This window comes from Thioclava sp. 'Guangxiensis' (genome assembly GCF_045348365.1).
Lineage (GTDB): Bacteria > Pseudomonadota > Alphaproteobacteria > Rhodobacterales > Rhodobacteraceae > Thioclava > Thioclava kandeliae.
In genome coordinates, this window is the sequence record NZ_CP155822.1 from 1,577,720 (window position 1) to 1,598,238 (window position 20,519).

Annotated in this window: 18 protein-coding genes; 10 read left to right on the forward strand and 8 right to left on the reverse strand. The window is 63.8% G+C overall.

Annotation, left to right across the window (positions count from 1 at the left end; all coding sequences use genetic code 11):
* Positions 1-85 precede the first annotated feature (85 nt).
* The 4 genes from rnhA to trpS all read right to left on the reverse strand — a co-directional run bounded on the left by rnhA (position 86) and on the right by trpS (position 3,185).
* Positions 86-544, reverse strand: coding sequence for a ribonuclease HI (gene rnhA / locus ABEB22_RS07835; RefSeq protein WP_350935050.1), 459 nt, complete (start codon positions 542-544; stop codon positions 86-88).
* A gap of 85 nt (positions 545-629) precedes the next feature.
* Positions 630-1,049 carry a hypothetical protein gene (locus tag ABEB22_RS07840; RefSeq protein ID WP_350935052.1) on the reverse strand — a complete coding sequence of 140 codons (420 nt, stop codon included), beginning with the start codon at positions 1,047-1,049 and terminating at the stop codon, positions 630-632.
* The gene (gene ispH, locus ABEB22_RS07845; RefSeq protein WP_339113431.1) at positions 1,049-1,996 is read right to left on the reverse strand and encodes a 4-hydroxy-3-methylbut-2-enyl diphosphate reductase; all 948 of its coding nucleotides are present in this window, start codon (positions 1,994-1,996) and stop codon (positions 1,049-1,051) included. The genes ABEB22_RS07840 and ispH overlap by 1 nt, the downstream gene beginning before the upstream one ends.
* Before the next feature lie 136 nt (positions 1,997-2,132).
* Positions 2,133-3,185, reverse strand: coding sequence for a tryptophan--tRNA ligase (gene trpS, locus ABEB22_RS07850; protein ID WP_406870000.1), 1,053 nt, complete (start codon positions 3,183-3,185; stop codon positions 2,133-2,135).
* A gap of 152 nt (positions 3,186-3,337) precedes the next feature.
* Here trpS and ABEB22_RS07855 point away from each other — a divergent pair, with 152 nt between their 5' ends.
* Positions 3,338-4,021 carry a rhomboid family intramembrane serine protease gene (locus ABEB22_RS07855; RefSeq protein WP_406870001.1) on the forward strand — a complete coding sequence of 228 codons (684 nt, stop codon included), beginning with the start codon at positions 3,338-3,340 and terminating at the stop codon, positions 4,019-4,021.
* A 44-nt stretch (positions 4,022-4,065) separates the two neighbouring features.
* Here ABEB22_RS07855 and murJ read toward each other — a convergent pair whose 3' ends face one another.
* The 3 genes from murJ to ABEB22_RS07870 all read right to left on the reverse strand — a co-directional run bounded on the left by murJ (position 4,066) and on the right by ABEB22_RS07870 (position 9,720).
* The gene (murJ, locus tag ABEB22_RS07860; protein ID WP_406870002.1) at positions 4,066-5,613 is read right to left on the reverse strand and encodes a murein biosynthesis integral membrane protein MurJ; all 1,548 of its coding nucleotides are present in this window, start codon (positions 5,611-5,613) and stop codon (positions 4,066-4,068) included.
* 13 nt (positions 5,614-5,626) lie between these two features.
* Positions 5,627-8,416 carry a [protein-PII] uridylyltransferase gene (locus tag ABEB22_RS07865; protein WP_406870003.1) on the reverse strand — a complete coding sequence of 930 codons (2,790 nt, stop codon included), beginning with the start codon at positions 8,414-8,416 and terminating at the stop codon, positions 5,627-5,629.
* 122 nt (positions 8,417-8,538) lie between these two features.
* Complete coding sequence (locus tag ABEB22_RS07870; protein ID WP_406870004.1) at positions 8,539-9,720, reverse strand: penicillin-binding protein activator; 1,182 nt, start codon at positions 9,718-9,720, stop codon at positions 8,539-8,541.
* Between the two features lie 89 nt (positions 9,721-9,809).
* Here ABEB22_RS07870 and rsmI point away from each other — a divergent pair, with 89 nt between their 5' ends.
* The 4 genes from rsmI (at position 9,810) to ABEB22_RS07890 (ending at position 13,108) form a co-directional block, all read left to right on the forward strand.
* Entirely contained in the window at positions 9,810-10,709 is a 900-nt protein-coding gene (rsmI, locus tag ABEB22_RS07875; RefSeq protein ID WP_350935064.1) for a 16S rRNA (cytidine(1402)-2'-O)-methyltransferase, read from the forward strand.
* Complete coding sequence (locus ABEB22_RS07880) at positions 10,706-11,113, forward strand: YraN family protein (protein ID WP_406870005.1); 408 nt, start codon at positions 10,706-10,708, stop codon at positions 11,111-11,113. Before rsmI ends, ABEB22_RS07880 begins: the two co-directional genes overlap by 4 nt.
* A 93-nt stretch (positions 11,114-11,206) precedes the next feature.
* On the forward strand, positions 11,207-12,160 hold the full coding sequence (gene gshB, locus ABEB22_RS07885; RefSeq protein ID WP_406870006.1) for a glutathione synthase: 954 nt from the start codon (positions 11,207-11,209) through the stop codon (positions 12,158-12,160).
* A gap of 24 nt (positions 12,161-12,184) precedes the next feature.
* A complete protein-coding gene (locus ABEB22_RS07890) occupies positions 12,185-13,108 on the forward strand; it encodes an alpha/beta hydrolase fold domain-containing protein (RefSeq protein ID WP_406870007.1) in 924 nt (307 codons plus the stop codon).
* On the opposite strand, the gene ABEB22_RS07895 is transcribed toward ABEB22_RS07890, so the two are convergent.
* On the reverse strand, positions 13,059-14,588 hold the full coding sequence (locus tag ABEB22_RS07895) for a YifB family Mg chelatase-like AAA ATPase (protein ID WP_406870008.1): 1,530 nt from the start codon (positions 14,586-14,588) through the stop codon (positions 13,059-13,061). The two genes, ABEB22_RS07890 and ABEB22_RS07895, sit on opposite strands and share 50 nt — an antisense overlap.
* A gap of 315 nt (positions 14,589-14,903) precedes the next feature.
* On the opposite strand from ABEB22_RS07895, the gene ABEB22_RS07900 reads away from it, so the two are divergent.
* From ABEB22_RS07900 to ABEB22_RS07920, 5 genes are all read left to right on the forward strand, one after another.
* Positions 14,904-15,782 carry an RNA polymerase factor sigma-32 gene (locus ABEB22_RS07900; protein ID WP_406870009.1) on the forward strand — a complete coding sequence of 293 codons (879 nt, stop codon included), beginning with the start codon at positions 14,904-14,906 and terminating at the stop codon, positions 15,780-15,782.
* 214 nt (positions 15,783-15,996) lie between these two features.
* A complete protein-coding gene (gene coaBC / locus ABEB22_RS07905; protein WP_406870010.1) occupies positions 15,997-17,202 on the forward strand; it encodes a bifunctional phosphopantothenoylcysteine decarboxylase/phosphopantothenate--cysteine ligase CoaBC in 1,206 nt (401 codons plus the stop codon).
* Positions 17,199-17,651: a dUTP diphosphatase gene (gene dut / locus ABEB22_RS07910; protein WP_339113419.1), complete on the forward strand. Its 453-nt coding sequence runs from the start codon at positions 17,199-17,201 to the stop codon at positions 17,649-17,651. Before coaBC ends, dut begins: the two co-directional genes overlap by 4 nt.
* Positions 17,651-18,421, forward strand: coding sequence for a HesA/MoeB/ThiF family protein (locus ABEB22_RS07915; protein ID WP_406870011.1), 771 nt, complete (start codon positions 17,651-17,653; stop codon positions 18,419-18,421). Before dut ends, ABEB22_RS07915 begins: the two co-directional genes overlap by 1 nt.
* 57 nt (positions 18,422-18,478) lie before the next feature.
* Complete coding sequence (locus ABEB22_RS07920; protein ID WP_406870012.1) at positions 18,479-20,497, forward strand: M3 family metallopeptidase; 2,019 nt, start codon at positions 18,479-18,481, stop codon at positions 20,495-20,497.
* The last annotated feature ends 22 nt before the right edge of the window (positions 20,498-20,519 follow it).

A 20,519-nucleotide genomic window follows, 5' to 3' on the forward strand; every position in this document is an offset into this window, starting at 1 on the left:
CCGCTCCTGCGGGACAGCGCAAGATATACTTACGGCGCAGGCCCTATGCGGGGCCTGCGCGGCGCCCCTTGGCGGGTGTTTCGCGTTATTTCGAGGGTTTGAACGGGGCCATGCCGGAGCGGGCCAGCTCGTCGGCCCGCTCGTTTTCGGGGTGGCCCGCATGGCCCTTGATCCATTCCCATGTCACCTCATGGCGGGCTTGGGCCTCGTCGAGCCGTTGCCAGAGATCGACATTTTTTACAGGCTTTTTGGCGGCGGTCTTCCAGCCATTGCGCTTCCAGCCGTGGATCCAGCCGGTCACCCCGTTTTTCACATAGGCGCTATCGGTGATGATGGTGATCTTTGAAGGTCGGGCGAGGGTTTCGAGCGCCGAGATTGCCGCCAGAAGCTCCATGCGGTTATTGGTGGTCTCTGCTTCGCCGCCTTCGAGCGTGCGTTCTTTGAGGATCGTCTCGCCGTCCTTGGCCAGCATCAGAACCCCCCAGCCCCCGGGGCCGGGATTGCCGGAGCAGGCTCCGTCGGTATAGGCGAATAGATCGGGCATGGGGATCTCCTTTGGCGCGGGTGTAGCGGCTTGGCTACGCGTGGTTCAGAGGGAGCTTGGTGCGGAGGCGCTTGGTCCGGAGGACTTAGGGGATCAGCGCGTAGAGGCAGGCGAGGATCAGAAGGCATTCGCCCAGACGCAGGCGAGCCCACCCGCCGGGGCGGCGGTTTTTCAGGATCAGGTCGATGATGAGCGTGACCAGATGGGCAATAAAGAGGCTTTGTATGACCGGCATCCCCGCGCGTATGGCCGCGATGGTCGCAAAGAGGGGCAGGGTATGGGCGAGCAAGATGGAGGTGCTGGCCTGCATCTTTCGGGCGGCGCGGAAGGCCCAGAGCGCCAGCAGGACCAGAGCCCAGAAGGCGGCGATGTCGCGGGGCGTGGTGGAGACGGGCAGGGTCAGCCGCCCGTCGCGGGTGGCGATCACGGCCCAGACCAGTGGCAGGCAGAGAAGGGCGCTCAGGGCGAGGGCGCGGCGAGGCGCGCCGATGCCGGGCGCGCGCATCAGGCGGTTTCGCGCAGCACGCGGGGGACTTTGAACTCGACCCGTTCCTGCGCGGTTTCCACCTGTTCGACGGTCACGTCATAGCGGTCGCGGAAAGCGTCGATCACCTCGTTGATCAGCACTTCGGGCGCCGAGGCACCGGCGGTGATGCCGATGGAGGTGATGCCGTCAAGCGCGCGCCAGTCGATATCGGCGGCGCGCTGGACAAGCTGGCTATAGGCGCAGCCCTCGGAGGTGCCGACCTCGACGAGGCGGCGCGAATTGGACGAGTTGGGCGCGCCGATCACCAGCAGCGCGTCGATCTTCGGCGCGATGGCCTTGACCGCGGCCTGACGGTTGGTGGTGGCGTAGCAGATGTCTTCCTTGGCGGGGCCGACAATGGCGGGGAAGCGCTTTTGCAATGCGGCCACGATGCCTGCGGTATCATCGACCGAGAGCGTGGTCTGGGTGATGAAGGCCAGCGCCTTCGGGTCGCGCGGGGCGAGATGGGGCACATCGGCCTCGGTTTCCACCAGCAGGACCTCGCCCTCGGGCAGCTGGCCCATGGTGCCCAGCACCTCGGGGTGGCCGGCATGGCCGATCATGATCATCTGCAGGCCGGCCGCGTGGTGACGCTCGGCCTCGATATGGACCTTCGAGACCAGCGGGCATGTGGCATCCACATAGACCATCTCGCGGCGTGCGGCCTCGGCGGGCACGGCTTTGGGCACGCCATGGGCCGAGAAGATCACGGGGCGATCATCGGGGCATTCATCGAGTTCCTCGACAAAGACCGCGCCCTTGTCGCGCAGGCTGTCGACGACGAATTTGTTATGGACGATCTCGTGGCGGACATAGACCGGTGCGCCCCATTTCTCCAAAGCCATTTCCACGATCTTGATCGCGCGGTCCACGCCGGCGCAGAAGCCGCGGGGGGCGGCGAGATAGAGGTTGAGCGGCTGTTTCATGGAGATGTCCTTTGGGGCCTTTAGGCTTGAAGGTAGGCAGGATGGCGGGCTCTGCCAAGGGGGTGCGGGCTTCGGGGGCATCGAGCCCCCGTTCTCCCGCAGTTACGGGCCGGTGCGGCCCGTAACCCGGAAAAGATCAACGCGAGCGCACCATGCCCATGATGTCATAGGTTTTCTCGACGATCGGGCGGGCGATGGCATCGGCCTGCTCGGCCCCGTGACCAAGGATCCGGTCGATCTCTGTCACATCATCCATCAGGCGTTTCATCTCGGTGGAGATCGGCGCGAGCTTCTCGACCGCAAGATCGGCCAGAGCCGGTTTGAAATCGCCAAAGCCCTTGCCTGCGAATTCCGCCACCACCTGCGCGGCCGTCATATCGGCGAGGGCCGCGTAGATATTGACCAGATTGCGGGCCTCGGGGCGCTCCGACAGGCCCTCGACCGTTTCCGGAAGCGGCTCGGCATCGGTGCGGGCCTTGCGGAATTTCTTGGCGATGGTGTCGGCATCATCGGTCAGATTGATGCGCGAAGCATCCGAGGGGTCGGATTTCGACATCTTCTTCGAGCCGTCGCGCAGGCTCATGACGCGGGTGGCAGCCCCCTCGATCAATGGTTCCGGCTCGGGGAAGAAGTCGACACCGAAATCATGGTTGAACTTGTTGGCGATGTCGCGGGTCAGTTCGACATGCTGCTTCTGGTCCTCGCCTACCGGCACCATGGTCGCGTGATACAGAAGGATATCGGCGGCCATAAGCGCAGGATAGGCGTAAAGGCCGAGCGACGCCTTCTCGGCATTCTTGCCGGCCTTGTCCTTGAACTGGGTCATCCGGTTCATCCAGCCCAGACGCGCGGTGCAGTTGAAGAGCCATGCCAGCTCGGCATGGGCGCCCACTTGGGATTGGTTGAAGAGGATGGATCTCTTGGGATCGACGCCCGAGGCGATAAAGGCGGCCGCCGCCTCGCGGGTCTGGCGGCGCAGGGCTTCGGGGTCCTGCCAGACGGTGATCGCATGCATATCGACGAGGCAGTAGATCGTCTCGATCCCCTCGTCTTGCTTTTGGGCAAAGCGCTTGAGGGCCCCGAGATAGTTGCCCAGCGTCAGATTGCCGGACGGCTGGATGCCGGAGAAGATCCGCGGCTTGAAATTCGCATTGGGCGTTTCGGGCGGGGTTACGGTGGTGTCGCTCATCTTCGGCTCCCCTGCAGGCAGGCTGGAAATATCGTCCTTGTCCGCTTATCCCCAAATGCGGCGGGGATCAATGTCTGGACCGGTGCTATATCGGTTGAAGGGCGCCGGAATGTGCCCCATATCATCGGCACGCTTGAAGAGAAGGATCATCCATGCGCCCCGGTTACACTGAAGGCCCGCTTAACAAATTGCCGCCGATCGTCTGGATACTGGCCGCTCCCATTATCATCGGCGAGCTGATGTTCGGGCTGGGGCAGGCGGGGCTGTTCCAGAACGGGGTCGTCTGGCGGGCCGAGGCGCTGCAGCGCTTTGCCTATGACCCGAACCTGATGCGGGCGATGATGGAGGCGGGGGTGCATCCGTGGCGGCAGATGGCGCGGGTGGTGACCTATCCGTTTGTCCATGGCAGCTTCACCCATGCGGCTTTCGTGCTGGTCTTCATTCTGGCGCTTGGCAAGATGGTGGGCGAGGTCTTCCGTGGCTGGGCGGTGGCGGCGGTGTTTTTCGCCTCCTCCATTCTGGCGGCGCTGATCTATACCGCGCTGCCCTTTACCCAAGGCGCGCTCTATGGCGGCTATCCGGCGGCTTACGGGCTGATCGGGGCGTTCAGCTTCATCCAGTGGACCTATCTGGGCGCGACCCGTGGTAACCGGATGCAAGCGTTCCAGCTGATCGGGTTCCTGATGGGGATCCAGCTTCTGTTCAGCCTGATCTTCGGTGGCACCGATCAATGGATCGCGGACCTTTCGGGCTTCATCGTGGGCTTCGTGGTCAGCTTCTTCGTGTCGCCCGGTGGCTGGGGACGGGTGCTGGCCAAGCTGCGCAACCGGCGCTGATGGTAAAATGAAACGGCGCCTCGCGGGGCGCCGTTTCCGTTTGATTACTTCCTGCGGCGGCGCAGATTGGCCTTGAACTCGGCCAGCCCGAAAATGCCCAAGAGCCCCGCAACCGCGAAATAGACCACGATGCCCGATCCGCACAGGAGGCCCAAGGCTCCCCAGCGTGCGCCATGATCGGCCAGCATGGGCGCAAGCCAGCGGGCTGTATAGACGAGCTGCACCCCCATCACTGCGCAGGCAACGGCGATCTTCCACAGGCTCTTCCAGAAACGCGCATCGGGGCGCGCCGCCTTGCCCAGATTGCGTGCGCCCCACCAGAGCTGGCCGAGCATGACCCAGCCCGAGATCGTGGTGCCCAAAGCGGCCGCCGAGAACCCGATCAGCGGCATAAGGCCGATGGCGGCCACGGCATTCACCACCATCGAGACGACGGCGTAATGGAAGGGGCGGCGGGTGTCCTCGCGGGCATAGAACACCGGTTGCAGCACTTTTTGCAGCACGAACGCGGGCAGTCCCACGCCATAGATCGCGAGCACCAGAGCGGTGGCCACCGTATCCTCGGCCCGCCATGCGCCACGGTCATAAAGCACCGAGATCAGCTGCGGTGCGATCACAACCAGCGCTACCGCCGAGGGCAGGGTGAGAAACAGCGCGAACTCGGCCCCGCGCGAGAAACTCTCGCGGCCCTCCGCCTCCTCGCCCGCGCGCAGATGGCGCGAGAGGGTGGGCAGAAGCACCGTGCCGATGGCGATGCCCACTACGCCCAGAGGCAGCTGGTAGAGACGGTCGGCATAGCTCAGCCATGCCACGGCGCCTTCGGTAAAGGACGCCACCTGACGCCCGACCAGCAGGTTGATCTGCACCACGCCACCGGCCAGAACGGCGGGGCCCGCGATGACCAAGAGGCGCTTGAGTTCCGGCGTCATGCGCGGACGGCCGGGCAGGAGCGTATAGCCCAGCTTGCGCGCCGCAACCCATGCAAAGCCGAACTGCACGACCCCCGTGGCAGGCACTGTCCAGGCCAGCGTGGTGCCCATATCCCAGCCCGCGTAATTGGCCGCCATCATCGCGAGGATGAACATCACATTCATCAGGATCGGGACGATAGAGGCCTCGGTGAATTTCCCGAACGTGTTGAGAATGCCCGATAAAAGCGCCACAAGCGAAACGAAGAGGATATAGATGAAGGTGATCCTGCCGAAATCCACGGCCATGTCGAACCGTGCATCTCCCGCAAAGCCCGCAGCCATCGCCCAGACCAGCCACGGCATGGCGATCGTGCCGATGATCGTGAAGAGGAAGAGGACGGCAAAGAGCCCCTTGAACGCGTCGCGCGCAAGGCCATGCGGGTCCTCACCCGCCTCCACGCGTTTGGCGAACATCGGCACGAAAGCCATGTTGAACGCGCCCTCGGCAAAGAAGCGGCGGAACATGTTGGGCAGGGAAAACGCGACCATGAAGGCCTCGGCCACCGGTCCTGTGCCAAGGTAGGCCGCCATCATCATATCGCGCACAAAGCCCAGAACGCGGCTGCCCAGCGTCCAGAGGCCTACGGTCAGGAAACCCCTGACCAACCGTTCTGCCTTCATCGAATGGCCTTCATCAGTTATTCGCCCGCTTCGCACCGCTTTCGATGTAATCGCGCAGACGTTGTTCCAGTTTCTCGCGCTTGGATTGTGCGTGGAGCTTATGGCCGAACATATCCTTCACATAGAAGGTATCGACCACCTGCGCCCCGTAGGTCGCGATCTGCGCCGAGGCGATGTAGATATTGCTCGAGGCCAAGGCCCGCGTCAGGTCATAAAGGAGCCCCGGTCGGTCGCGGGTGTCCACCTCGACGATGGTGTAGAGTTCCGAGCCGTCATTATCGAACATGATATGCGTCGGGAAGCGGAATTCGCGCTCGCGTTTCTTGACTTTGTCGCGATCTTTCAGCGCATCGCGGGCCACGACCTCGCCCTTGAGGGTCTTGTCGATCATATTGCGCAGGCGCGGCAGGCGCGAGGCCTCGAAGGGGTGGCCTTCGGCATCCTGCAGCCAGAAGGCCGCCGTCGCATAGCCGTCCTTGGTGGTATAGGTGCGCGCGTCGACGACATTGGCGCCCACCAGTGCCACCGCCCCCGACAGTCGCGCGAAGATACCCGGATGATCCACCAGCGCAAAAGCTGCACGGGTAGCATCGTGATCGGCGTCGACCTGAACATCGATGCGGATCTCGTCATCGGGCAGGTCCCTGAGCAGATGGGCGAAGGCATATTGGGTCTGGGTCGAAAGCCCCTGCCAATAAGCGGGCGTGTGGCGGGCAACCTCGGCGCGACGCACCTTCGGGTCCCAGCCCTCCGCCTCCAGCCGATCGCGCAGCGCCTTTCGGGCATCCTGCGCGCGCTGGTCGCGGTTGATCGCCTCCAGCCCGTGTTCCAGTGCCTGCGCCGTCTCCGCATGCAGACGACGGATCAGAGTGGCCTTCCAGTTGTTCCACACATTGGGACCGACACCGCGGATATCGCAGACCGTCAGTACCGTCAGCAGGTCCAGCCGCTGGCGCGTTTTGACCACCTTGGCGAATTCCTTGATGGTGCGCGGGTCGGAGATATCGCGCTTCTGTGCCATGTCGGACATGACCAGATGGTTGCGCACCAGCCACTCCACTGTCTCGCATTCGGCCTCTTTCAGCCCCAGACGCGGGGTGACCGTGCGCGAGATCTTCGCGCCCAGGATTGAATGGTCCTCGGGGCGGCCCTTGCCGATGTCATGCAGCAGCAATGCCACATAGAGCACCTTGCGGTTCACGCCTTCCTTCAGGATCTCCGACGAAAGCGGCAATTCCTCGATCAGTTCGCCACGCTCGATCTGCGCCAGCGCCGAGATCACCTGGATCGTATGCTCGTCCACCGTGTAGCTGTGATACATGTTGAACTGCATCATCGCCACGATGGGCTCGAATTCGGGGATGAAAGCGCCCAGCACATTCAGCTCGTTCATCCGGCGCAAAGCGCGTTCGGGGTTGCCATGTTTGAGCAGCAGATCGAGGAAGATCCGCCGTGCCTCGGGGGTCTTGCGCAGCTTGTTGTCGAACAGATGCAGGTTGGACTGGATCAGCCGCATCACATCGGGATGGATCAGAAGGCCCGTGCGCAGCGCCTCCTCGAAGACCCGCAGGAGATTGAGCGGATCGGCAAGGAAGGACGCCTCGTCGGAGACGTTGATCCGGCGGATGTCATCGACGAAGGGCGGTTTCAGATGCCGTCTGCGGCGGAAGATGCGGGTGAGTTTGGGCGCATGTTTGACATGCTGTGCCTCGAGCTTGGTCAGGAAGATCCGCGTCACATCGCCCACGATCGTGGCGTGGCGGAAGTAGTCCTGCATGAAAACCTCGACCGCGCGGCGTCCGGCGGTATCCTCATAACCCATGCGTCCGGCCACCTCGACCTGCATGTCGAAGGTCAGCTGGTCGGCGGCGCGATGGGCGATCAGATGCAGATGGCAGCGCACCGCCCAGAGATAATCCTCGGCAGAGCGGAAGTTGCGGTATTCCTCCTCGGTGAAGGCTCCGAGGGCCACCAGCTCTGCGGCACGGTTCACCGAATGGACGTATTTCGCGATCCAGTAGAGGGTCTGCAGATCGCGCAGACCGCCTTTGCCTTCCTTCACATTGGGTTCGAGCACATAGCGCTGGCCTCCCTGACGCTGGTGGCGCTTGGCGCGCTCGTCGAGCTTGGCCTCCACGAATTCGGGCGCGGAATTGGCAAAGAGCTGTTTGCGCAGCTGGGTGGCCAGCTTGCGCGCCAGCGCCTCGTCGCCGCACAGGAACCGCTGTTCCAGAAGGGCGGTGCGGATGGTGAAATCCTCGCGCCCGAGCTGGATACAGTCATCGATGGTGCGCGAGGCATGGCCGACCTTCAGCTTCAGGTCCCACAGCATATAGAGCATGCTCTGGATCACGGCCTCGGTCCACGGGCTCAGCTTCTTGTCGCCCAAAAAGAGCAGATCGACATCCGAATGCGGTGCCATCTCGGCACGGCCATAGCCGCCCACGCCCAGCACGGTGATGATCTCGGGTGTCTTGCCAGCCTTGGGCGTTTGCGGGTTGAGGTAATCCGAGGCCACATGGACCACGGCGCGCACCATGCCATCGGTCATGCGCGCATAATGTTCGACCGTGCTCCGCGCGATGCGGGGATGGCCCGCCAGCTCCGCCTCGATCCACAGGCGCGCCGCATCGCGGGCGGTGTTGAGGAACCGCACCGTGGCGGTGCTGATCTCCTTGGGGTCGCTCAGGCCTTCCAGAACCAGATCGAGAGCCGGGATCAGCTCGTCGCTTTTCAGCAGAAGGGGCGCCTCGTCGGGAAGAGGGGTCGTCAGCCTGTCCTCGGCGGCTATGCTCTGGTCCATCATCGTCTCCCTTGCGCCCTGTCGGTAGCGCTTCATGGAAAAGGGGCGGCCCGCAGATGCGTGGCCGCCCCGTTATGCGTTATGTCCTTGTTACCAGCTGGCTGGCACGCGGAAAAGGGCGATCAGAAGCCTGCGCCCGAGAAGCTGCGCGGTGCAGGGTCGATGACCTGAACCTGACCGTTGGCAACCTGAGCCACGGCCAGACCGCGCTCGTTGGTGCCATCCGAGCGCAGACGGAAGACGCCGTTTACGCCCACAAAGCCCGAGCGCTGGGTCAGTCCCGATTTCGACAGCGCATTGGGATTGCCGGATTTCACCAGCGCCCCGATGGCCGCGATCCCGTCATAGGCCAGACCCGAGATGGGCGAGGGAGCCTCGCCGAAGGCTGCCTGATAACGGGCACGGAACTGCGCGTTCAGGTTCGGATCGGGGGTGGCGAACCAGCCGCCCTGCAGACCCGGCAGCGAGAGCGTCGCTTGCGGGATATCCCAGCGGGTCAGACCCATGAATTTCTTCTGGCTGGTGTCCACGCCACGCTCGGGCAGCAGCTGCGACAGGAGCGGCAGCGCGCCTGCGGTATCGGCAGTCATGAAGACGGCATCGACATCATCGGCCTTAGCACGGTCGGCGATCTGGCCTGCGGCATTGATCACGCCCTGCTGCGAGAAGGGATAGCTCATCGTGCCGGCGAGGCTTGCGCCCGAGCCGCTGATCGCGTTCTGGATGGCCTGTGCCCCTGCCTGACCGGCCGTGTTCTGCTCATGCACGACGAGGATGTTGCGCTTGCCCGTGCGGGCGGCATAGCGCACCAGACGGTTGGCGGTATTCTCGAAGGTCGGGCCGAGCACGAACACGTTGCCACCTGCAATCGAGGTATTGTTCGAGAAGGACAGCACATTCACATCGCGCGGGGCCACGGCCCGGCCGACGGCATTGGCCGATTGGGCGAAGACCGGACCAAGGATGATCTTGGCACCTTCGTCCACCGCTTTGGTGGCCATGGCGGCGGCTTGATCGGGGCTAGCGCCGGTATTGTAGACGCGCAGGTCGATCTTCACGCCATCGAGATCGGAGATGGCGAGGTCGGCGGCCTGCTTGAGCGAGCGGGCAAGGGTTTCATCACCGGAATTGCCTGAACCGCCCGGAAGCAGTAGGGCGACAGGCACCGGTTTGGAGGTGTCGATTCGCTGACCCGACCCGCTGCCCGTCATCGCGTTCGGGTCACAGGCGGCGACCCAGAACGCAGACATCACAGCTGCGATACGGATCAGTGGGTTGCGGCGCTTTCGTAAAATCGCGAACATGCGGGGTCCTCTGATCATTCGGCAGGGATTGAATTAGGACGAACCCTAGGTGTTTCCATAGGGGAAGTAAACTTGACGAAAGGTGCGCGATGAGCGGGAATTGGCAGGCCGGACAACCGGCCGTGGTGGGCGCGAAAGCGAGCCCGAGCAAACTGGCTGCGGGGTTGCACTTTATCGCCACCCCGATCGGAGCCGCGCGCGACATCACCTTGCGGGCGCTCGACATCCTCGCGACCGCCGATGTGCTGGTGGCGGAGGATACGCGGTCTTTGCGGCATCTGATGGAAATTCATGGGGTTAGCCTGGATCATCGGCCGCTGATTTCCTATCACGACCAGAATGGCGATCAGGCGCGGCCCAAGGTGATGGCACATCTGGCCGAAGGGAAATCCGTGGTTTATGCCTCTGAAGCCGGGACACCTCTGGTGGCCGATCCGGGCTATCAGCTGGGGCGCGCGGCCATCGAGGCGGATGTGTCCGTTTTTACCGCGCCGGGCCCTTCGGCGGCACTGGCCGCGCTGACCATCTCGGGTCTGCCTTCGGACCGCTTCCTGTTCGCAGGCTTCCCGCCGCGGACCTCGAAGGCAAAGCAGGAGTGGTTCCGCACGATGGATAACGCCTCCGCGACGATGATTTTCTACGAAAGCCCGAAGCGGGTGAAGGACACGCTCGAGGATCTGGGCGCGGCTTACGGGTTCGATCGTCAGGTGGTGATCTGCCGTGAACTGACCAAGCGTTTCGAGGAGGCGTTGCGCGGCACCGTGGCGGAATTGCAGGCGGCTCTGGCCGATCGCGAGATCAAGGGCGAGATCGTGATTCTCGTGGATCGTGCGGGCAAGCGCGAGGCGGTGCCCGAGGATATCGAGGCGGCGCTGCGCAAGCTGTTGCCCGATATGAGCGTGAAGGATGCCTCTGCCGAGGTGGCCCAGCATTTCGGGCTCAAACGCCGTGAGGTCTACCAGATCGCGCTCGGTATGGCCGAGAAATGAGCCAGGCGCCCGGCGATACGCCCGAGGACCGACGCCGTCATGCGCGGGGTCTTCGGGCGCATCTGTCAGGCGAGGTGGCCGAGGCGCAGGTGGCCCGTCACTATGAGGCCCTGGGTTTTGTCTGCCGCGAAACCCGCTGGCGTGGCCCCTATGGCGAGATCGACCTGATCATGGAGGGGTCGTGCCTTGCCTTTGTCGAGGTGAAGCGCGCCCGAACCTTCGCGCAGGCGGCCCCGAGGCTTGCGCCCGCGCAAGTGGCCCGTATCGGGCGGGCGGCGCTTGACTACATTGCCCGCCATCCCGATCTGCGCGTAAAAGCGATGCGCTTCGATCTGGCGCTGGTGGATGGCAAGGGCGAGATCCGGCTGATCCCCGATGCCTTCCGTTTCGATCAAGGGCTGTGATCTGTGGAAATTCGAACATCCCCTCCGATCACAGCAAGATTGCATGTGCTTATCATTTCGGTGCACTAAGTCTGCAAACGAAAGGGGGCGCGTATGGCCTTGAAAGTTGCAATCCAGATGGACCCGATCGGTCCGATCAATATCGACGCGGACAGCACCTTCCGCATTGCCGAGGAAGCGCAGGCGCGCGGGCACGAGCTGTTCTACTACACGCCCGACCAGCTGAGCTACCGCGAGGGCGCGATCTATGCCCGTGGCTGGCCGCTGACCGTGCGTCGCGAGAAGGGCAACCATTTCACGCTTGGCGAGAAGCAGGATGTCGACCTGTCGACCTTCGATGTGGTCTGGCTGCGGCAGGATCCGCCTTTCGACATGGGCTATATCACCACCACCCATCTGCTGGACCGCATCCATCCGAAGACCCTCGTGGTCAACGACCCCTTCTGGGTGCGCAATTCGCCGGAGAAGCTCTTGGTGCTGAACTTCCCCGAGCTGACGCCGCCCACCATGATCGCCCGCGATCTGACCACGCTGCGTGAGTTCAAGCAGAAGCACGGCGATATCATCCTCAAGCCGCTCTATGGCAATGGCGGAGCGGGCGTGTTCCGTCTGGACCCGAACGATCGCAACCTCGCCTCGCTGCACGAGCTGTTCTCGGGCATCAACCGCGAGCCGCTGATCGCGCAGAAATTCCTCCCCGCCGTGTCCAAGGGCGACAAGCGCATCATTCTGGTCGATGGCGAGCCCGTGGGGGCGATCAACCGCGTGCCTGCCGAGGGCGAGACGCGCTCCAACATGCATGTGGGTGGCCGCCCCGAGAAGGTGGAGCTGACCGAGCGTGACCGCGAGATCTGCGCCAAGATCGGCCCCTATCTGCGCGAGAAGGGCCAGATTTTCGTCGGTATCGACGTGATTGGTGACTGGCTGACCGAGATCAATGTGACCTCGCCCACCGGTATTCAGGAACTCGAGCGGTTTGATGGTGTGAATATCACCTGCAAGATCTGGGAGGCCATCGAGGCCCGCCGTTCGCAGACCGGCGCCTGAGGCGCATACCAGAGGAACCGGCGGATGAGCTTGCGCGTGCGGATGTTCAACATGATGCTGCGCCATATGGTCAAACGCCGGTTCCGCAGGATTACAGGCCCCCATGAGGCCCGTGCGGCACTCGAGGGGGGCACCCACCGGCTCCCCATCCCGTCGGGCCTGCTGGTGCAGCGACGCGATCTGGGCGCAGTGCCTGCGCTTTCCGTACGCGCGGGCGTGATCCGCGATTATACTCATGCCGTTCTCTATCTGCATGGCGGGGCCTATCTGGCGGGTTCGGCATGGCATTACCGCGGGCTTGCGGGCGAGATCTCACGCCATCTGGGCGCGGAGGTGATCCTGCCCGAATACCGTCTGGCTCCCGATCATCCGCTGCCTGCCGCCCCCGAGGATGCGCTGGCGGCATGGGACGGGCTGCTGGCCAAGGGCTTCCTGCCGCAGGATATCGCGATTGCGGGAGACAGTGCAGGGGGCGGGCTGGCATTGGGGCTGTTGGCGCGGCTCTGTGCGCGGGGCACGCCGCCTGCCGCGACCTGTGTGATGTCACCATGGACCGATCTGGCGGGGCAGGGCGCCTCGTTGCGCGAGAATGCGGAGGCCGACCCGATCCTGCCCGCCGAGCAGTTCGGCACGCTGGTCGATATGCTGCTGGCGGGGGCTGCGCCGGATGATCCGTTGATCTCGCCGCTCTATTCGCGGTTCGATGGTGCGGGGCCGGTGCTGATCCAGCACAGCCTGACCGAGATCCTATGCGATGACAGCCTGCGCATGGCCGACCGGCTGCGCGGTTTCGGGGTGGATGTCACGGTGCAGAGCTGGCCCGACACGCCGCATGTCTGGCAGATCTTTGCCCGCTACCTGCCCGAGGCCGAAGAGGCGATCGAGGATCTGTCACGCTTTATTCGCCGGGCATGGACTGCGGGGCCGCCAGCAGAAGGCGGTAGCTGACCGCCTCTGAGATATGCGCCTTCTGCACATGCTCGACGCCCGCCAGATCGGCAATGGTGCGCGCAACCCGCAGGATGCGGTGATAGCCCCGCGCCGAGAGCCTCAGCCGCTCGGCAGCGCGGGCCAGCACCGCCTCGCCCTCTGCATCGGGGCGCGCGATCTCGTCCAGAAACTGGCCGGAGACATCGGCGTTGGCGCGGATTTCCGGGTGATCGGCATAGCGCCGCGCCTGTCTGTCGCGTGCGGCAGAGACACGGGCCCGCACCGTGTCACTTGCTTCCCCCGTAGGCAGGGCCGCAAGCTCGCTATAGGCGACGGGGGGCACCTCGATACGCAGATCGAACCGGTCCAGAAGCGGCCCAGACAGCTTGCCCAGATACTCCGCCCCGCAGTCGGGCGCACGCGGGCAGGCGCGGGAGGCCTCCCCCAGATGGCCACAGCGACAAGGATTGGCCGCCGCCACCGCCAGAAACCGCGCCGGATAGGTCAGATGCGCATTGGCGCGCGACACGCTGACCTCGCCGCTCTCGATGGGCTGGCGCAGGGTCTCCAGCACATTACGCTGGAATTCAGGCAGCTCGTCCAGAAACAGCACCCCGTTATGGGCCAGACTGATCTCGCCCGGCCCCGCGCCGCGTCCGCCCCCCACAAGGGCGGCCATGGAGGCGGTGTGATGGGGCGCGCGATAGGGGGCAGTGCGCGAGAGCCCCTCCTCGGGCAGCTGTCCGGCGACCGACTGGATCACCGATGTTTCCAGCGCTTCGGAGGCGGTTAGAAGCGGCATGATGCCGGGCAGACAGCGCGCCAGCATGGATTTTCCCGATCCGGGCGGGCCGACCATCAACAGGTGATGGCGGCCAGCGGCAGCAATTTCCAGCGCCCGGCGGGCGCGGGCCTGCCCTTTGACATCAGCGAGATCATGTCGGCTCTGCGCAATTGCCGCAGGGGAAGGCGTGGCGGGTAACAAAGGGGCAGTGCCGCTCAGATGGCGCACCATCGCATCCAGATGGCTGGCGGCAAAGACCAGATCGCGCCCGGCCCACGCAGCCTCTGCCGCGCAGCCTGCGGGGCACAGAAGGACACGGTCATGGGCTGCGGCACTCATCGCGCTGGGAAGCGCGCCGGGCACGGCGACGAGCCGCCCGTCGAGCGATAGCTCGCCAATTGCCGTCACGCCGATGGTCCGGTCTCCGGGCACGATCCCCATCGCACCCAGCAGGGCCAGCGCGATCGGCAGATCGTAATGCGCACCGGATTTGGGCAGGTCGGCAGGGGCCAGATTGACGGTGATCCGTTCCAGCGGCAGCGCGATCGACAGTGCCGAAAGCGCAGCCCGGATCCGCTCGCGTGCCTCGCTCACGGCTTTGTCGGGCAATCCCACGATGGAGAACCCGGGCAATCCGGGCGACAGGGCGCATTGGATCTCGACCGGCACGGCCTCCACCCCTTCGAATGCGGTGGTATATATCGTTGCAACCATGCTCCGGCCTCTCGGGAAGGGATCTGACGATAGTAGATGAAATCATCATTCACGCAATGGTTGTGTTTATTTGCGGCTTTTTGCCGATGCGGCCCGGTTTTTTGCGCGGCAAGGCTTGACCCGAAAGATTTTTATTAGAGCTATGAATATAAATGATTTTATAGCAACTTTTTGAAAGTACTGCCGCGGTTTTCCGGCAAATATTAAGATTTTCTCGCGGTTTCGCGGAACCGTTCCGCGCGTTGCGCATTGTGTCCGTGTGAAACGGATTTGAATGCGGGCGTCTGCCTTGCTTGAGCCCCGGGAGACGATTTGATGGCACTCGATGGTATGACGGATGAAACCCTACCGCGTCGCGCAATGAAGGCGGAATTCCTTGATGCGGAGACCGAGCTTGCGCTGGCAAAGGCATGGCGCGACAATCGTGACGAGGTTGCCCTGCACCGTCTGATCAATGCTTACATGCGGCTGGCGATCTCGATGGCGGCCAAGTTCCGCCGTTATGGCGCCCCGATGAACGATCTGATCCAGGAAGCGAGCCTCGGCTTGATGAAAGCCGCCGAGAAGTTCGACCCTGAACGTGGCGTTCGTTTCTCGACCTATGCGGTCTGGTGGATCAAGGCTTCGATCCAAGAATTCGTGATGCGCAACTGGTCGATGGTGCGCACCGGTTCGACCTCCTCGCAGAAGGCTTTGTTTTTCAATATGCGCCGTGTGCAAGCCCAGATCGAGCGCGAGGTCGAGGCCGAGGGTGGCAAGATCGACGCGGCGACGCTGCGCAAGCGTGTGGCCGAGGAGATCGGCGTTCCGCTGGCGGATGTGGAAATGATGGAAGGTCGTCTGTCGGGCAGCGATTTCTCGCTGAACGCCACGCAATCTTCCGAAGATGAAGGCCGCGAATGGGTCGACACGCTCGAGGACGAGAATGCCGACACCGAACGCACTGTCTCTGCCGACCAGGATGGTATTACCCTGCGGGCATGGTTGGGCGAAGCGATGGGCCGTCTGACCGAGCGCGAGCGCTACATCATCCGCGAGCGCCGTCTGATCGAGGATCCGCGCACGCTGGAAAGCCTCGGGCAGGAGCTTGGTCTCTCGAAGGAGCGTATCCGCCAGCTCGAGGCACAGGCGTTCGGCAAGATGCGCAAGAGCCTCGAGACGCATGGCTCCGAGGTACAGACCCTCTTCGCCTGAGCGGACCGGTTTCTCCGTCGTAAAAGGTGATACCTATTGTTCTCCCTGTTGGAAGCAGCTTCCAGCTTGTCTCGGCCCGGCGTTCTGCGTCGGGCCATTTTTCATTGATGGGCTCCCGAGACGCTTCGGGGCAGGCGGGGCGCTTGCACGCCCGCCCGCTTGGCCTTAGACCTGAAGATCGTTTCGGGAAGATCGGTTCGAGCGGAGACAGACCATGCTGGACGGCAAACGCATAGCACTGATCATTGGCGGCGGGATCGCGGCATTCAAGGTGCCGGAGCTGATCCGGATGTTGCGCGCGCAGGGCTGTGCAGTGACGCCGATTGTCACGAAGGCGGGAGCCGAGTTTGTAACGCCCCTGACGATTTCGGTCGTGGCGGGCGAGCCTGCGCATGACGATCTCTTTGATGTCAGCCGCGAGGCCGAGATCGGCCATATCCAGATGTCGCGCGATGCCGATTTGCTGGTTGTGGCGCCTGCGACCGCCGATCTGATGGCGAAGATGGCGCAGGGGGTGGCCAATGATCTGGCCTCGACGTTGCTGCTGGCCACCGACAAGCCCGTGCTGATCGCGCCCGCGATGAACGTGCGCATGTGGGACCATCCCGCGACGCAGCGCAATATCCGTCAGCTACAGGCCGACGGGGTGCTGTTTGCGGGGCCGGCCGACGGCTCGATGGCCTGTGGTGAATTCGGTCCGGGCCGGATGAGCGAGCCCGCCGATATTCTGGCCTCGATCCGTGCGGCGCTGGCGCATGGCCCGCTGAAGGGCCGCCATATCGTGGTCACTTCGGGCCCGACCCACGAGCCCATCGATCCGGTGCGCTATATTGCCAACCGCTCCTCGGGGGCGCAGGGCACGGCGCTGGCGGGGGCATTGCGCGATCTGGGTGCGCAGATCACCTTCATCACGGGGCCTGCGAGCGTTCCGCCGCCCATGGGAGTGAAGGTGGTGCGGGTCGAGACCGCGCGACAGATGCAGGCAGCCGTCGAGGCGGCGTTGCCCGCCGATGCGGCCGTTTTTGCTGCGGCCGTAGCCGATTGGCATGTGCTCAATGCAGGTGCGCAGAAGATGAAGAAGGACGGTACGGGCCGTGCGCCCGCGCTCGAATTCGGCGAGAACCCCGATATTCTGGCGCAGGTCGCGCAGATGGAAACGGGGCGGCCCCCCTTGGTGGTGGGCTTTGCAGCCGAGACGGAAAAGGTTATGGAGCACGCGACCGCCAAGCGGGCACGCAAGGGCTGCGACTGGATCGTGGCCAATGATGTGAGCCCCGCGACCGGTATCATGGGTGGCACCGAGAATGCCGTGACGATTATTGATGCGCAGGGTCCCGAGACCTGGCCGCGCCTTGCCAAGGAAGAGGTGGCCCGCCGTCTGGCCGCGCGCATCGCTTCCGCTTTGACGACGAAGGAATGACGATGGAAATCCGCTTCAAACGCGCCGAGGGCAATCTGGATCTGCCTCTGCCGAGCTATGCGACCGCCGGTGCCGCCGGTATGGATCTGCGGGCCTTCCTGCCCGACGGGCCGATCACTTTCGAGCCGATGCAGTTCGAGTTTATCTCGACGGGGTTCCATGTGGAACTGCCCGCAGGCACCGAGATGCAGATCCGCCCGCGCTCGGGCCTGGCGCTGAAGCACGGCTTCATCATTCCCAACAGTCCCGGCACGGTGGATGAGGATTATCGCGGCGTGGTGCAGATCGGGCTGATGCTTCTGGGCAAGGTGCCGTTCCGCATCTCGCATGGCGACCGGATCGCGCAGGCGGTGATCGCGCAGGTGCACCGCTTTGATGTGACCGAGGTGGGAACGCTGTCCGATACCGCCCGTGGTGCAGGTGGCTTCGGCTCGACCGGTATCGGCTGATGACGGGCCTCTCCGACCGCGAGCTAGAACGTTATATGCGCCACATCCTGTTGCGGGAAGTGGGCGGCACCGGCCAGCGGCGGTTGAAAGAGGCGCATGTTGTTGTTGTGGGCGCAGGCGGGCTTGGCGTGCCTGTGCTCATGTATCTGGCCGCAGCCGGTGTGGGGCGGATCACGGTCATCGATGATGACCTCGTGTCGCGGTCGAACCTCCAACGGCAGGTGATCTATACCGAAGCCGATATCGGCCAGCCCAAGGTCGGGGTCGCCGCCCGCTGGTTGGCGGCACAAAACCCCGATGTTGAAATTCTGCCAGTCGAGGCGCGTCTGACGCCCGATATGGCGACGGATATGTTCGGAACCTGCCAGCTCGTGGTGGATGGGTGCGATAATTTTCCGACCCGCTATATGGTCAATCAGGCTTGCGTCACGGCCCGCGTGCCGCTCCTTTCAGGGGCGATCACGCAATGGGAGGGGCAGCTCTCGCTCTATGATCCGGCCCGTGACGCGCCGTGCTTTGCCTGTATCTTCCCCGAAGCTCCCGCCGAGGGGCTGGCACCTACCTGCGCCGAGGCTGGTGTCATTGGCGCATTGCCGGGCGTGGTGGGGGCGCAGATGGCCGCCGAGGCGATCAAGGAGATCACAGGGACGGGACAAAGCCTGCGCGGCCGGTTGCAGCTGATCGATATGCTCTGGGGCGAGAACCGGCGGATCAGCTTGGCGCGGCGTGCCGATTGTGCGGTCTGCGGGGGAATTCACCCGCCCGTGTAAAGCGGCCCCTTTCCATAGCTGCGCCAAGCGCCTAGCTTCATTGGAAAGGAGATCCGCATGACAAATCCGCTTCTGGCCGACTGGACCGGCCCGTTTTCGCTCCCCCCTTTCGCGCAGATGGAGGATGACCAGTTCGGTCCCGCCATCGAGACCGGCCTGACTGTTGCCCGAGCCAATATCGCGGCGATCGCGGCCAATCCCGAACCGCCGACATTCGCCAATGTCATCGAGGCGCTGGAGGAGGCCGAGGCGCTCCTGAACCGAGTCGCGGGGCTGTTTTATACTGTGTCGGGTGCCGATAGCACGCCTGCGCGTGAGGCGCTGATGCGGGATCTGGCGCCCAAAATGGCGGCCTTCTCGTCGGAAATCATCATGAACGAGGCGCTCTACCAGCGGATCGCTGTGCTCTGGCGGGCGCGGGAGGCGCAGGGGTTGACGCCCGAGCAGGACCGGATGCTGGAGCTGTATCACCGTATGTTCATCCGTGCGGGGGCGGCGCTTTCGGGGGCGGAGGCCGCGCGGATGGCCGAGATCAAATCGCGTCTTGCGGTGCTTTATACCCAGTTCTCGCAGAACCTTCTGGCCGATGAACGCGCATGGTCGCATCCCCTGACCGAAGAGGATCTGGCAGGGCTTCCGTCCTCGCTTGCCGCAGCTGCGCGGGCAGCAGGCGAGGAGCGCGGCGAGGCAGGCCCCGTCCTGACGCTCTCGCGCTCGCTGGTGGTGCCCTTCCTGCAGTTCTCCGACAATCGCGAGCTGCGCCGGATCGCCTACGAGGCATGGACCGCGCGCGGGGCCAATGGCAACGAGACCGATAATACCGAACTGCTGAACGAGATCCTCAGCTTGCGCGAGGAACGCGCCAAGCTGCTGGGATACGAGAGTTTTGCGGCCTACAAGCTCGAGACCGAAATGGCGGGCAGCCCAGATAATGTGCGTGGGTTGCTGATGGGCGTCTGGGGGCCTGCCAAGGCGGCGGCCGAGGCCGATGCCGACGTGCTGACCGAGATGCTGCATAAGGATGGCACCAATGGTCCACTCGAGCCGTGGGACTGGCGCTATTATTCGGAAAAACGCCGCGTGGCGGAGTTCGATTTCGACGAGGAGGCACTGAAACCCTATCTCTCGCTCGATGCGATGATCGGCGCGGCCTTCGACGTGGCCAACCGGCTCTTCGGGCTGGAATTCAGCGAGATCGACGGGCCGTTCTACCACGCGGATGTGCGCGGCTGGGAGGTGACCCGCAAGGGCCAGCATATCGCGGTGTTCTTGGGGGATTATCATGCGCGCGGGTCCAAACGCTCGGGCGCGTGGTGCACCGCGATGCGCTCGCAGAAGAAGCTCGGTGGCGAGACCCGGCCCATCGTGATGAATGTGTGCAACTTCGCCAAGGGCGATCCGACGCTTCTGAGCCATGACGATGCGCGGACCCTGTTCCACGAATTCGGCCATGCGCTGCACCAGATGCTGTCGGATGTGACCTACGAGTTCATCTCGGGCACTTCGGTCGCGCGGGACTTCGTGGAGCTGCCGAGTCAGCTTTACGAGCATTGGCTGGATGTGCCGGAGGTGCTGCAGAAACACGCCCGCCATTACAAAACGGGCGAGGCCATCCCGCAGGACCTTCAGGACAAGCTGAAGGCTGCCGCGACCTATGATCAGGGATTCTCGACGGTGGAATATCTGGCCTCGGCGCTGGTGGATCTGGACTTCCACGAGGGGGCCGCGCCCAAGGATGCGCTGGCCCGTCAGGCGGAGGTTCTGGCGGAGATCGGCATGCCCCATGCGATCCGTATGCGCCATGCCGCGCCGCATTTCGGGCATGTCTTCTCGGGCGATGGCTATAGCGCGGGCTATTACAGCTATATGTGGTCCGAGGTGATGGATGCCGATGCCTTCGAGGCGTTCGAGGAAGCGGGCGGGCCGTTTGACCCTGCCATGGCCGAGAAGCTCGAGGACTGGATCCTTTCGAAAGGCGGCTCGCAGGAGGCCGAGACGCTCTATAAGGGCTTCCGTGGACGGATGCCGGGCGTCGAGGCGTTGTTGAAGGGGCGTGGCCTGCTGGACAAGGTCTGAGTAAAGAGCCAGCCCTTCGGGG